The 12,538-nt window shown below is 63.1% G+C and carries 16 protein-coding genes, 1 pseudogene and 1 riboswitch; of the genes and pseudogenes, 5 read left to right on the top strand and 12 right to left on the bottom strand.

What is annotated here, in order from left to right:
* Positions 1-39 precede the first annotated feature (39 nt).
* From C6558_RS25265 to C6558_RS25255, 3 genes are all read right to left on the bottom strand, one after another.
* The gene (locus tag C6558_RS25265) at positions 40-279 is read right to left on the bottom strand and encodes a DUF982 domain-containing protein (RefSeq protein ID WP_025427868.1); all 240 of its coding nucleotides are present in this window, start codon (positions 277-279) and stop codon (positions 40-42) included.
* Positions 280-577: 298 nt separating this feature from the next.
* The gene (locus C6558_RS25260) at positions 578-1,288 is read right to left on the bottom strand and encodes a GntR family transcriptional regulator (protein ID WP_025427867.1); all 711 of its coding nucleotides are present in this window, start codon (positions 1,286-1,288) and stop codon (positions 578-580) included.
* 205 nt (positions 1,289-1,493) lie between these two features.
* Positions 1,494-2,288 carry a DUF1194 domain-containing protein gene (locus tag C6558_RS25255; protein ID WP_025427866.1) on the bottom strand — a complete coding sequence of 265 codons (795 nt, stop codon included), beginning with the start codon at positions 2,286-2,288 and terminating at the stop codon, positions 1,494-1,496.
* Between the two features lie 160 nt (positions 2,289-2,448).
* Between C6558_RS25255 and C6558_RS25250 the strand changes: the two genes are divergently transcribed.
* Both C6558_RS25250 and C6558_RS25245 read left to right on the top strand, forming a co-directional pair.
* The gene (locus C6558_RS25250) at positions 2,449-3,759 is read left to right on the top strand and encodes a glucoamylase family protein (RefSeq protein WP_025427865.1); all 1,311 of its coding nucleotides are present in this window, start codon (positions 2,449-2,451) and stop codon (positions 3,757-3,759) included.
* Positions 3,756-4,619 carry a (2Fe-2S)-binding protein gene (locus tag C6558_RS25245; RefSeq protein ID WP_025427864.1) on the top strand — a complete coding sequence of 288 codons (864 nt, stop codon included), beginning with the start codon at positions 3,756-3,758 and terminating at the stop codon, positions 4,617-4,619. The genes C6558_RS25250 and C6558_RS25245 overlap by 4 nt, the downstream gene beginning before the upstream one ends.
* A gap of 75 nt (positions 4,620-4,694) precedes the next feature.
* Here the strand turns inward: C6558_RS25245 and C6558_RS25240 are convergent, their stop codons facing one another.
* The 3 genes from C6558_RS25240 to C6558_RS25230 form a co-directional block, all read right to left on the bottom strand.
* Positions 4,695-5,489: a CbtA family protein gene (locus tag C6558_RS25240; RefSeq protein ID WP_025427863.1), complete on the bottom strand. Its 795-nt coding sequence runs from the start codon at positions 5,487-5,489 to the stop codon at positions 4,695-4,697.
* A gap of 197 nt (positions 5,490-5,686) precedes the next feature.
* A complete protein-coding gene (locus tag C6558_RS25235) occupies positions 5,687-5,863 on the bottom strand; it encodes a CbtB-domain containing protein (protein WP_025427862.1) in 177 nt (58 codons plus the stop codon).
* Between the two features lie 42 nt (positions 5,864-5,905).
* A riboswitch (cobalamin riboswitch) is annotated at positions 5,906-6,175 on the bottom strand.
* Entirely contained in the window at positions 6,174-6,866 is a 693-nt protein-coding gene (locus tag C6558_RS25230; protein WP_025427861.1) for a TetR/AcrR family transcriptional regulator, read from the bottom strand. (Overlaps the previous riboswitch by 2 nt.)
* A 103-nt stretch (positions 6,867-6,969) precedes the next feature.
* On the opposite strand from C6558_RS25230, the gene C6558_RS25225 reads away from it, so the two are divergent.
* Together C6558_RS25225 and C6558_RS25220 are read left to right on the top strand one after the other, a co-directional pair.
* On the top strand, positions 6,970-7,800 hold the full coding sequence (locus C6558_RS25225) for an NAD(P)H-binding protein (RefSeq protein ID WP_025427860.1): 831 nt from the start codon (positions 6,970-6,972) through the stop codon (positions 7,798-7,800).
* Positions 7,797-8,276 (top strand): DUF1772 domain-containing protein, encoded by a 480-nt coding sequence (locus C6558_RS25220; RefSeq protein WP_025427859.1) that lies wholly within the window; start codon positions 7,797-7,799, stop codon positions 8,274-8,276. The genes C6558_RS25225 and C6558_RS25220 overlap by 4 nt, the downstream gene beginning before the upstream one ends.
* 46 nt (positions 8,277-8,322) lie before the next feature.
* On the opposite strand, the gene C6558_RS25215 is transcribed toward C6558_RS25220, so the two are convergent.
* The 4 genes from C6558_RS25215 to C6558_RS25200 form a co-directional block, all read right to left on the bottom strand.
* On the bottom strand, positions 8,323-9,120 hold the full coding sequence (locus C6558_RS25215; protein WP_025427858.1) for an SDR family NAD(P)-dependent oxidoreductase: 798 nt from the start codon (positions 9,118-9,120) through the stop codon (positions 8,323-8,325).
* A gap of 110 nt (positions 9,121-9,230) precedes the next feature.
* On the bottom strand, positions 9,231-9,794 hold the full coding sequence (locus C6558_RS25210; protein WP_057210270.1) for an SRPBCC family protein: 564 nt from the start codon (positions 9,792-9,794) through the stop codon (positions 9,231-9,233).
* A complete protein-coding gene (locus C6558_RS25205; protein ID WP_225906551.1) occupies positions 9,791-10,165 on the bottom strand; it encodes a helix-turn-helix transcriptional regulator in 375 nt (124 codons plus the stop codon). Before C6558_RS25205 ends, C6558_RS25210 begins: the two co-directional genes overlap by 4 nt.
* 44 nt (positions 10,166-10,209) lie before the next feature.
* Positions 10,210-11,001 (bottom strand): crotonase/enoyl-CoA hydratase family protein, encoded by a 792-nt coding sequence (locus tag C6558_RS25200; RefSeq protein ID WP_025427855.1) that lies wholly within the window; start codon positions 10,999-11,001, stop codon positions 10,210-10,212.
* 95 nt (positions 11,002-11,096) lie between these two features.
* Here C6558_RS25200 and C6558_RS25195 point away from each other — a divergent pair, with 95 nt between their 5' ends.
* Positions 11,097-11,678 carry a TetR/AcrR family transcriptional regulator gene (locus C6558_RS25195; RefSeq protein ID WP_038576295.1) on the top strand — a complete coding sequence of 194 codons (582 nt, stop codon included), beginning with the start codon at positions 11,097-11,099 and terminating at the stop codon, positions 11,676-11,678.
* A gap of 16 nt (positions 11,679-11,694) precedes the next feature.
* On the opposite strand, the gene C6558_RS25190 is transcribed toward C6558_RS25195, so the two are convergent.
* The gene (locus C6558_RS25190; protein WP_025427854.1) at positions 11,695-12,081 is read right to left on the bottom strand and encodes a hypothetical protein; all 387 of its coding nucleotides are present in this window, start codon (positions 12,079-12,081) and stop codon (positions 11,695-11,697) included.
* A 269-nt stretch (positions 12,082-12,350) separates the two neighbouring features.
* Positions 12,351-12,538 (bottom strand): annotated as a pseudogene (locus tag C6558_RS25180) (IS110 family transposase); the annotation flags it as partial.

The raw sequence follows: 12,538 nt of genomic DNA, 5'->3' as shown, positions 1-12,538 counted from the left end.
TTCAGCCGGTGCGTGAATGTCGGAAAACTGGAGTTTTTCTCAGGCAAGCAGAAGGCCCGATTCACGGGCGGCCGCGGTGAAGCATTGGCTTGCCCTGTTGACGCTGGTCAGCCCGTCAAGCGCATCCAGGCAGCGCTGAAGGGCGGCACGATATTCCCGTCCACGTCTGCCCGGCCATTGCCGCAGCAGTTCGAGCGCCTCCCAGACCGTCCTGACGACGGTCTGCCGCTTGGACGACAGTTTCAGGTGGATCGGCGTTGCGAAGGTTTTTTCGCTCATCTTGCATTCCTCGTTCATAGTCTTTTGAGCGCGAGGCCAACGCCGGGGAGCGCCAATGGTTCCCTCCGCGGCTGCACTTTTTTAACCATGACGATGCCGACCCGATGTGTTCGGCCAGATGGGGGGCCGTCGGAAGCCCTGGAAGACAAGGCTTTCGGACGAGAGCCGGCACGCTTTCGCCGTGACAATTTTTGCGAAAGATTTTTTCGAATGATGGAGGCGTGGGGAGCGGCGAGGGGCCTGCGGCCGGGTGCAGGCCGTCTCCCTGAAACCGTTCAAGCGTTTTGGCTGTCAGCGATCAGAGATCGAGCGCGGCCCTGAGGTCGGTCGGCTTGCGCTCCCTGAGGTCGAGATCGGCCTCGATGTGATCGATATGGCGGATCATCAGCGCACAGGCGGTGTCGATGTCGCCGGTTTCGATCGCAGTCAGGATGTCGCCATGCTCGTCGTGGCCACAGGTCGAGACGCTCGATTGTCCATAAAGCGCGATGACGAGCGAGGAGCGCGCCACCAGCTCATCCATGAAGCGCCTGAGAATGACATTGCCGCTGAGATCGGCGAGCGCCAGGTGGAAATCACCCGAGGCCTTGATCTCGGCGCGGCGCGCCGACCGGCCGCGCTGTGCGGTCAGTTGATGTTCGGCGGCAAGCAGGCGGCGCAGCTCATCGATATCAGCCGCGCCAATGCGCGGCGCGGCGGCGCGCACGAGGCCCGGCTCGATCAGTCGGCGGGTCGCAAAAATCTGGCGGGCTTCATCCGGCGAGGGATGGGCGACGAAGGCGCCGCGGTTCTTCTCGACAGTGACCAGCCCCTCATAGGCGAGCGACTGCAGCGCGGCGCGCACCAGCGTACGGCTGACGTTGAACAGATCGCCGACATCGCTTTCGGACAGCTTGGTTCCGGGCGCAAGCCGTCGTTCGACGATCGCATCGCGCAGCTTGTCGCGAATCTGTCGGGTGCTGGTGTCGGTGGACGCGTCGGCCGCCGCAGGATGGGTGGTCAGGGACATGAAGGAAATCGATCCACGATTGAACGCGGCATCTTATCGACGCGCGCGCCCTACAGCGCCGCGCGTCTTATTAGACGCGCAAATGTCGCTGTAGCACTTTGAATGGCTGCCTGTTTTTATCCTTAAATCGAATAGGATTTAAGGAAACATGCAGTAAGGAAACGACAATCTGGCATGGCAAAGCGTCGTTGCCAATGTGGGCCGACTACTTGTCAAGTTCGGGATAGACGCGGTCGATGAAGCCTGGCCGGAGCTTCTCGCCGATCAGGCAGTCGGGCGCGGGCAAGGCATCGACGAGGCGCACACGCGGCGGTGGCGGCAGGCCGCTGACCTCCAGGATCAGCTTCTGGCGGATGGCGATGGCGAAATCTTCCGGCTCATGCACCGGCAGCACGAAGGAGCCCGGGCCGCCGACGACGCACTCGGCATAATACTGGTCGAGCGGCCCGGTCGAGACGGACGGTCTAATCAGGATCGCCAGGCCATTGATGATGATGCCGCGGGCAATGGCGATGTCGCGGGCGGGAATGACCGGTGGGCCGATATTGTTGGGTCCGTCGCCAGACACGTCGATGATGCGGCGCATGCCGGCAAAGGCGTTGGAGTCGATCAGCGCTGTGCCGTAAGTGAGCGCGTTGGAGATCGAGGTGCCGCGGCGGGTGCCGACGGGGCGGGCCTCGATCAGCGCGGCAAAGGCGTCCGCTTCGGCGGCGTTGGAGATCACCTGCCAGGCAACGACGGAGGATTCGTTGACGGTGCCGGCCCATTCGAAATAGCCAAGGGCGATCCGGCCATAGCGACCGCTCGTTACCGCATTGAGGAAGTCGGAATGGCGCAGCGCCTGCACGTAGCCGGCGCGCTGGACGCGGGCTTCGTCCAGATCCATCGAGCCGGACATGTCGACGGCCAGCACCAGTTCGACATCGACGTCGGTGTGCGCGGCGGTCGATTGGGTCGGGCCACCAGTCAGGGAAAGGATCAACGCCAGCATGGTTAACATCGCTTCAACCCGTCATTGCGAGCCGCGTCATCTCAGGAAATGTAGCACAGGATTGGCTTATCGCGACTGTTTGGGGTTGGCTGACCTTCAATAAAAGGTGATATCGACAGGGTTTACTGCCGATCGATACCGTGCCGACGGGCCTGCATGAGCTGAGGATATGCTTCAACAGACACGGAATACGGAGCGTTTTCAGGTCGATAGGCTGCAGTCCGCCGCTTTCGACTATTTCCTGCGCTATAGCGATGCCGGCACCGGGCTTGTCGCCGATACGTCGCTTCCCGACGCGCCCTCAAGCATCGCTGCCACCGGTTTCGGGCTTTCCTGCTACCCTGTTGGCGTCGAGCGCGGCTGGATCGGGCGCGGCGAAGCGGCCGGCCGGGTGCTGATGACCCTGCGGTTTCTGGCGCAAAGCCGGCAGGGGAGCGATGCGCTCGCCACCGGTTATCGCGGCTTCTACTATCACTTTCTCCACATGAAGACCGGCGAGCGGGTGTGGCAGTGCGAGCTTTCCACCATCGATACCGCGCTGCTGATTGCCGGCGTTTTGACCGCAGGCGCCTATTTCTCCGGCGACAGTGCGGGGGAGCGGGAAATCCGCGCGCTTGCGGATAAGCTCTATGCCCGGGTGGATTGGCGCTGGGCGCTCGGCCGTGGCGAGATACTGACGATGGGCTGGCGACCGCCCGGGCGGTTTCTTAAGTATCGATGGCAGGGCTACAGCGAGGCACTGCTGCTCTACGTGCTCGCGCTCGGCGCGCCGCACCATGCAATCGGCCCGGAGCACTACCGCGAATTCACGGCCGCCTATGCGTGGACCACGGTCGACGGTGCGCCGCATCTGCAGGCCGCGCCTTTGTTCGTCCATCTCTTTCCGCAAGCCTGGTTGGACCTTCGCGGCATTGGCGATGCGCCGATGCGTGACGAGGCGACTGATTATTTCGACAATACCTGCCGGGCGATCGCGCTGCAGCGAGCCCATGCCGAGCGCAATCCCGGCGATTTCGCCGGTTACGGCGGGGATATGTGGGGCCTCAGCGCCTGCGGTGGACCGGCGGGGCGGCAGCGGCTTGTCGATGGGCGTTGGCAGCGGATGCTCGGCTATGCGGCGCGCGGCGCGCCCGGTGGTCCTGACGATGGCACGCTGGCACCTTGGGCACCGGTTGCCTGTCTGCCTTTCGCTGCCGATGCGTCGCAGTCGGCACTCGCCGAGCTCGAGAACTGTTACCCGGACATTCTGTGCGAGAGCCGGTTTCCCGGCGGGTTCAATCCGAGCCTGCCCGGTGTGGGCCCGGAGGGTTGGGTCGACGACCGCGTGGTCGGGCTTGACCAGGGGCTTGTCGTGATGATGATCGAGAATGCCAGAAACGGTTTCGTCTGGGAGCTGACGCGCAGCATTCCGGCCATACGGCGCGGATTGCAGCGGGCGGATTTTCGCGGCGGCTGGCTTGAGACCAGGGAGACGGCATGAGCTTGGGCCACGAGCGGCAGGACGAGCGCCCGGCGGAGGACGAGGCGGACGCGGCGTTGCGCCAGAGCGCCCTTGGCGTTCTCGCGCACCTGCAGTCGTCTTTCCCCGAAGTGGGCTTTTCGCTCGGGGCCGCCGGCGACGTATTTCTTCCCGAGGCGCGGTTCTGGGTGGAGGAGGGCGTCGGGCTTGAAGACAGCCTTGCCTATCAGGATCGCTTTGCCGAGGGCATGGACGACAAGATCCGCGCCGCCCATCTGATTGCCTTTTACAGCAACCAGCTCACGCTCGCGCTTGGCGGCCTCTATCTCGGTGGGGGCATCGTGGCAGCCGTTCGCGGCCTTCGCTTCGAAGAATTTTCGCGGGCCTATGGCGAACGGCTTGTCGCGGCCAAGCGGTTTCATTTCAGCCTTGCCTTGCCCGCAGCCGGGGATCATGCCCCGGCGACTGCGGACGTCTTCGGCGAAACCTTCGCTGCGCATCTGGCGCCGATCGTCGTCATGTTGAAGCGTCGCACCGGCCTGTCCTCGGGCGCGCAATGGCGGCTTGCGGCGGATTCGCTTGCCGGTGGGTTCCTGGAGATCGGCCGCGTCCTCGGCGACGAGGAGACCGCGATGGCGAGGGCGCTGGCGATCGTCAAGCGCGCGGGTACGTCGCTATTTTCCGACAAGCTCCGTTACGAGGACATCGTGATCGAGATCGGCGGCAATCATGCGCTGTCGCGCACCTATCGCCTGCGCGGCGGCTGCTGTCTCTATTATCGAACGGAAGGTGGCAGCTTCTGCGACAGTTGCGTGATGCTGGCGCCGGACGACCGCCGCGCGCGGTTGCAGGCGCATCTGCTGGCATTGCAGGCGCGCTGAGACATCTCGACGACAAAGCCCCTGATATCGGCGATATCAGGGGCTCCGGGTTGATGGCGAAATCTGGCCGGTCTGTTACGCCTTGGCGAAACGATCGTTGATGAAGCCCGACACGACGCCGAGAACAATCCAGAACGCGAGCGTGGTGGCAAGGGCTGCCACGGCGAATTCAGCGCCGAGCACGGCCGGCACATTGCTGGAGATGTCCGACGGTTGCGGCGCGCCATAGACATGCGGTGCCGCGATCAGCACGAGGCCGATGATCTTGGCGGCGATCTCTTGCCGCAAGACCAGCAGATAGAGACCGGCGGCAGACAACAGCACGGTTGCACCCCACCAGACCTGGCGGTCGCCGAGTTCCGCGGCCGGGAAGCCCGGCAGTTCCGGCGGCAGACCGATTGCCGGCAGCATGTGCACGGCAAGCCAGCCGCAGGCGCCCCAGAGCGCGCCGTTCCTGAGCGTGATCGGGTAGCCGATGACGAGGCTGACGCCGGCGAGCAGCAGCGCGAAGCCGGAGCCGGTCACCAGATTGGCGATCAGCGTGCCGGAAAAGCGGCTCATGCCGAACATGATGCCGCCTTCCTCGTGTTCGCCCTCATGGGCGTAGGCAGGCGTGATCGGCGACAGGGCGTCAAGCAAAGCGCCAATCGGCGAAACCGCCTTCAGCGACGAATGCTGGTCGTGGTTTGCTGCGGCCGGATCGGCCGTTCCCGGCTGAACGGCTGGTTGTTCGCCGGCGGCCGGTGCCTCGCCTTCGAATTCTTCCGCGTGCAGGATCAGCGGTACGACGCGCAGTTCCTGGGCGCCGGTCATGAAGACACCGGCAATCAATCCAGCCACGATCGCGGCCAGAAGCGTTCTGACAATCATTTTCGATATCCCTCGATATCGGCGCGCCATGCATCTGGCAGGCAGCGCCGTGTCCCACTGGCAAATATGCGAACGGCTCCGTCCGGCAGATCTTCAATCTGCATCAGACGCGAGCAAACGCGTCCGGCTGTCTGCCGGAAGCGTTTTTGTCCGCAGCTATGTCGATGCGGAACGCAAGTCGCGTCCCGGAACATCGCTTAGTGGCAGGGGAAGCCATAGGAGTGGCGGGTGTCGTGCGCGGTATCGTGCAGCACGGCCGAGTTCGCCAGGCCTGCGCCGAAGACGAGGAAGCCGCCGATGAGGAGCGCGATGATACCTGCGGTCAGACGATCGCTGAGGGAGAGCGGAATGCTCGAAACTGTAGATGTAGCCATGACAACCTCCGTGATGGCGTCGGGATCTTTCCCGGTTTGGGCCCTATGCCCGCATCGACTGGCAGGTTTCCTGGCTCAGGACGTCGGGTGAGATCACCCTGGATTTGCCTCGCCTTCCCAGAGCAAGGGCCGCCCTCTCGCGGTCTTGTCTCCAGTGGCTTCTTCCGGATCGCTCCGGAACGGCGCATTCACGTCGCTCTACAGTCGCGGGGTCGGCCGTGATTTGAATGCCCAGCATGGGTCCATCCGTCACGTTCCCGTTTACTCCCGAAACGCGTTCGCGTTGCGGGAACCAATCGATCCACGATGATTAGGATCGCACCCCGGAGATGTCAATTAGACTTGCGCCGCCGCCCGGTCCATCCGCGACAAAATCACGAAGGATCATGCGTTTATAGGCTTCGACGATCTGGTCGCCCTCTGCTCTGGTGACGGAGACCGCAAGCCGCATCGTGCAATCGCCGAGATGCATGATCAAAAAGGCGGCGCTGTCGATCGTTTCGCGCGGCGTGTCGGGCGCAAACCGAGCCCAGACGTCGGCCAGAAGCTGGCCGCCGGCACGGCTTTGCAAAAGGTCGATCTCGCGCAGCGCCTTGTCGGCCTGCATCGCTGACCAGATGTCGCGCATCACAGGCTCGGCCAGGAACATATCGTAATAGATGTCGAACAGCATGGAGAAGGCGTCACGCAGTTCCGAGATCGACGTCACCTTGGCAAGCTCGGCCCCGATGCATTCATTGCAGACCGCATTGTAGCGCTCGGCCAGCGTGCGCACGATCGCCGCCTTGTCGGGGAAGTACTGGTAGAGGGAGCCGATCGAGATTCCAGCCTTTTCAGCGACTTCGCTCATGCGCATGGCGTCGCTGCCCTTCTCCTGGATGATCGCCGTGGCGCAGGAAAGGATGTGCTCGACGCGCTCGCGGCTGCGCTTCTGGCTGGGCGTGCGGCGCAGCGCCGGCTCGTCGTCAGCGGGGATTGTGGAAGGGCTTGCATCGGGAATCATGAGTAATGCTCACATTTTGACTTGACTCCTAAAATACGAGGATTTATCACATTTGCAAATGTGAGAGATGCTCATGTTTTGCAATCAACCTCAGGAGGAAGCGATGACTGACAAACTCACACTGGTTCTGGGCGGTACGGGCAAGACGGGGCGGCGGGTGGCGGCCCGCCTTGAGGAGCGGGGTATCGCGGTGCGCATCGGCGCCCGTTCGGCATCGCCTTCCTTCGACTGGACGGATGAGGCGACCTGGGCGCCCGTGCTTGAAAATGTCGAGCGCATCTATATCAGCTACCAGCCGGATCTGGCGGTGCCGGGCGCCGTCGAAACCATCCGCAAATTCTCGAGGCTTGCCGTTCGCTCGGGCATCAAGCGGCTGGTGCTTCTGTCGGGGCGCGGCGAGGACGAGGCGGAAGCGGCCGAGCGCGAACTGCAGGCCTCCGGCGCCGACTGGACGATCATCCGGGCAAGCTGGTTCTTCGAGAATTTCAGCGAGGATTTTTTGACCGATTCCGTTCGCAGCGGATCGGTGTTCCTGCCGCCGGATGAGATCACCGAACCCTTCATCAGCACCGACGACATCGCCGACGTGGCAGTTGCAGCCCTTCTGGACGAGGGGCATGTCGGCAAGGTCTATGAGCTGACAGGCCCGCGGCTGATGACCTTTGCCCAGGCCGTGGCCGAGATCGCGACGGCTGCCAACCGCCGGATCGGCTATCAGTCCGTGCCGGTTGCCGACTTCACGGTGCAGTTGCGGGCCGACGGATTGCCTGATGACTATGTCGAACTCATCCGCTATCTCTTCACGTCGGTGCTCGACGGGCGCAATTCGCAAGTGACGTCCGATGTCGAGCGCGTGCTTGGGCGCAAACCGCGCGACTTCGCCGACTATGCCCGGGAGACCGCTGCAACTGGTGTCTGGAGTATCGCCGCATGATCCCGCTGATCCCCGCTCTGGCGTTTGCCGCCGCAATCGGCTCCGGCCTGATGGCCGGGCTGTTCTTCATCTTCTCGGTCTGCATCATGCAGGCTTTGTCGCGGCTGCCGGCGGAGCAGGGGATCGCGGCGATGAACGCCATCAACGTGGTGATCCAGAATCCGCTGTTCCTCAGTACCTTCATGGGCACGGCGCTTCTGGGGCTCGCGCTGGTCGTCGCGGCCTTCATCTGGGGCGGTAACGGCAGCCTGCTGCTGGCGGCCGGCGGCATCGCCTACGTCGCCGGCGTGCTGATCGTCACCATTATCTTCAACGTGCCGATGAACGATGCGCTGGCGGCTGCCACGTCTGGGCAGGCTGCCACCGAAATCTGGCAGCAGCACTACCTGACCGACTGGGTCTGGTGGAACCATGTGCGCACGATTTCCTCGATCGGCGCTCTGGCGCTGTTCATTCTGGGTTTTGCGCGCAGCTGAAGAGAACGACCGACGCGACCCTGTGAAGGTCCGCCGGTCGTTCATTTCAATCAACCAGCGAGCCGCAGGTGAGGTTGGCGATCGCGCCGGTCATGGCGCCCGCCCGGTCCGAGGCGACGAAGGCGGCATAGTCGGCGACCTCGTCGAGCCTCGGGAAACGGCCGAGCAATGTGCCGGACTTTGCCCGACCGTCGAGCATCTCCTCCACAGTGGTATCGAACCGGTCGGCAAACCCTTGAAAGACGGCGCGCGCATGCGAAGCTGGCAGTGCCTCGGGAATGGCATCCGGCCGCAGGCAGATGACGCGGATGCCATGGCTGCCGAGTTCGCCGGCGAGAATGCGCGAGAAGGTCTCGATGGCGCCGCAGGTGGTGCCGTAGCCGAGGAAACCCGAGCCGGACATGCGCGAGCCGGGCGTCGAAAGCGTCAGGATGACACCGCTGCCGTTTCTTTCCATCTGCGCTGCTGCCGCCTTGGCGGTGATGAAGTTGGCGCGGGTATAGGCTGCAATCGGGTGCTCGAACTGTTCCAGCGTCAGCTCAGAAAGCGGCGGGCCCTGAATGTGGGCAAAGCCGACAGCGGTCAGGACCACGTCGATCCTGCCGGTTCGGTCGACAACCGATTGCGCATGCCGCTCGACGGCGGCTTGATCCATCACGTCGAGGACGTCGAACTCCGCCTTTCCACCCGCCGCCCGTATTGCCTTGGCCGTACGATCCAGGGTTTCGGCCGTTCGTCCAACGAGAAAGACACTCGCGCCTTCGCGGGCAAAGGCACGCGCCGCAGCACCGCCGATGGCGCCGCTGCCGCCATAAACAATCGCACTCTTATCCTGAAGCAACATTGTAGCCTCCCTTGATCCTGTTGGGGTGAATGGGCGTGCGGCATGGGCCCCTGGATCGATATCGATCCAAGGGAGAAAACCGTGCAGCAAGTATGATGTGTTAACGGGTACTAGCGCGCAGCGATCTGCCGCGCATATTCCTGTTCGAGCCTAGTATGCTTGTTCCAGAAGCCATGCGAGGTGCGGTCGGAAACCACATCGGCGAGAATGTCGAGATGGGTGTGCCAGCCGGCAGCCACGCTTGCCATCATCTCCTGTGTCGCGATGCGCGAATGGGTGACCACCAGCAGCACTTCTGAGCCCTTGGCCTCCAGATCGAAGCGCACCTGCGACGGCGTCGGCGTGCCTTCGCCCCAGGTATAGGCCAACAGGTACGGCGGCTTGCAGGCGATGATGCGGCCATGGATACGGCTTTCGCCGGCAAGGGCGGCATATTTGGTTGGCGGCTCACCGCAATCCGTGCCGAGGTCCTCATGGCGGAAGATATGTTCGACCGTCGATTCGGCTATAGCACCTATGGTGCCCGACGCCATCCACTGGCGGCGCTTGTCCTCCTCCGTCAGGTAGGCCCAGATGCGCTCGATCGGGCCGGGCAACAACCGCTCGATGCGTGCCGCATCCGGCGCGACGATCCGGGCATATCCGCCGTCGTCCATGCCGGCTTGCGGTGTCATCGCTTCTTCTCCGTTTGCTGCGGCGTCGTGGTCTGCCTGTCTGCGGCCTTCGCGGCGTCCTCGGCCAGAAGCAGTGCCTCCAACACATCGATGCGTTGACGCCAGAAGGCTTCGTAATGGCGCATCCATTCCATGCCGGCATGCATCGGCTCGGCGTCGAGCCGGCAGACATGCGCCCGGCCGCGCACTTCGCGCCGCACGAGACCGGCGCCTTCGAGCACCTTGATGTGTTTCGATGCGGCGGCAAGCGAGATCGAGAAGGGTGCGGCCAACTCGCCCACCAGCCGCTCACCCGCTGACAGATCCTGCAGCATCGCCCGCCGCGTCGGGTCGGACAGCGCATGGAATACGGCGTCAAGCCGATCGTTCATATATTCAACCATGTCGTTGAATATCGCCGATCTCGCGGTTATTGTCAACCGATTGGTTGAATATCTCTGTGCCGATCCTTCCAGGCGACCAACGCCTCTGTGAGGTCCGCGGTCGGCACCATGCGGGCAAATTGTTCGCTTTCCACCAGAAGCCCCTCTGATATCGACATGTTGAGGCCGCGGGTGACGGCGGTGATGATCGTCTGGACCACAAGCGGTGAATGTCGCAGGATGCGTCTGGCAAGCGCGCGGGCGGCAGGCATGAGCTCGTCGTGGGCAACGACGCTGTTGACCAGCCCCAGTTCGAGCGCGTGTTCGGCCGAAAAGTCGTCGCCGGTCAAAAGCAGTTCCAGCGCGCGTTTGCGGCCGGCAAGCCGGGGCAGGCGCTGGGTGCCGCCAAAGGTCGGCGGCATGCCCAGCCTGATCTCGGGCTTGGCGAAACGGGCGCGATCGCTGGCAACGGCAAGATGCACGGCCTCGGTGATTTCGCAGCCGCCGCCATAGGCGAGACCGTTGACGGCGGCGATGATGGGCTTGGGAAATGCCTCCAGCCTTGCGGTCAGGCGCTGGCCGCGGCGGACGAAATCACGCACGGCGGTGTTCGCCCCCTTGGCAACGCTCCCGGAAAACTCGGGAATGTCGCCGCCGGCGGAAAAGGCCCGTTCGCCAGCACCGGTGATGATCACCGCGCCGACGGTGTCGTTCACCTCGATCATGTCGAGCAGACCCAAAAGCCAATCGATCAGTTCGTAGTTCAGCGCATTGAGCTTGGCCGGTCGGTTCAGCGTCAGAAGCGCGATGCCATCGGAAATCTGCAGCAATACGGTGTCGGACATGGTGTTCTCCCTTCCTCGCGTCGAGCGAGGCATTGACGAAAGAAGGCTAGGTGAGGGAAGATCAAAAGTATATTCACTAGTCGGTATACATCGATATGGCAAAACCAGAGCGCACCACCCGGGAAGGCATCATCGATGCCGCCTCGAAACTCTTCTATGCCGAGGGCATTCGCGCCGTCAGCGTCGACGCGGTGGCTGAAGCTGCCGGGGTGACGAAACGCACGCTCTATTACCATTTCGGGAGCAAGGACGAGCTGATCGCCGCCTATCTCGAAGGGCGCGACCAGCCGAACCTGGCGCTCTTCCGCAGATGGTTCGATGCAGCAGACGGCGATCTTGCCGCGAAGGTCGAGGCGATCTTCGTCAATCTCGCCCGGGCAGCGCGGCATTCGAAATGGAAGGGGTGCGGCTTCCTGCGCACGTCGGCCGAGCTTGCGAACATGCCCGGCCATCCCGCTATCCGCATCGGTGCCGCCCACAAGAAGAAGTTCGAGGCCTGGCTGACGCAGATGTTTGCCGTGGCGGGCATCGATGATGCAGGCGAGCTGGCGCGCCAGATGCTGTTGCTGCTCGACGGCAGTTTTGCAGTCGTGCTCCTGCACCGGGATGCGAGCTATATGGAGAGTGCCGGCAAGGCGGCAGCGACCCTCGTGCGTGTGGCGACGGCTGCCCGCTGATCTCGGGTTTCTGTCGTCAGGTTTTTTCGTCAGCTTCGACCTTGATGGTGCCGCAGGGATCGAGCACGACGCCGTCTTCGAAAGTGCCGGAGACCAGCCCGCTGACATCGACCCGGTCTCCCGGCTTCAAGGCGCTGTTGTTGTATTCCAGGCAAACGACGCGGGTCCTGGTTTGTGGGCAAAGGGTGGTGACGGCGATCGGATCCTGAACCTCCAACGACACGACCTCGGCCGTCAGCTCGACATCGGGCCACTCCGGCGGTTGCTTCTGCCAGCCCGCAACCATATGGAAGATCGCTTCGCAGCTGGTAACGTGCGGGCCGCCATCTTCGGCGATGGATGGCGCCGGCAGCAACAGAAGCGGCAGCAAAGTGCTGCGGGCGATCCGTTTCAGGTCAAGCATTGAGGTCTCCAATGAAAGAACACAAGGGGCGAAACGCCTTCGATTGGCGGCTTTTCCTTGGGTTCGGTTGGTTATTGATCGGCATTTTCGCCGATCGGCTAAATCTCTTCCTTCCGCGCGACAGGCATCTGCCGTTCGGTTCTTGAACCAGTCTCCAATGCGTGACCCTGATGCCGTGCTGGCTTCGGTCACAGAGTGGCGTTCGGCTCCCGGCTTCCCATTCTCCTTGAGGAGCGCAGCCCAGTCCTGCCGGGCTCGCTAGACGACAATCAGGACAGCCGGGATATCGTCGACGCGCCTTCCGTGGTGCTGGTGCCGCGCGGCTCGTAAGCGCGCTGGTCACGCAGGATCTGGAAGGCGATCGTCAAAAGCTTGCGCGCGATCGCCACACGCGCCTTGTTGGTTCCTCTGATCTTCAGATGCTCGTACTGGTCATGAAGTTGCGCATCGCTGGCGA

Origin of the sequence: Ensifer sp. NM-2 (assembly GCF_003024455.1) — a bacterium.
GTDB classification, from domain to species: domain Bacteria; phylum Pseudomonadota; class Alphaproteobacteria; order Rhizobiales; family Rhizobiaceae; genus Ensifer; species Ensifer canadensis.
This window is presented reverse-complemented; position numbering and strand designations above follow the sequence as displayed.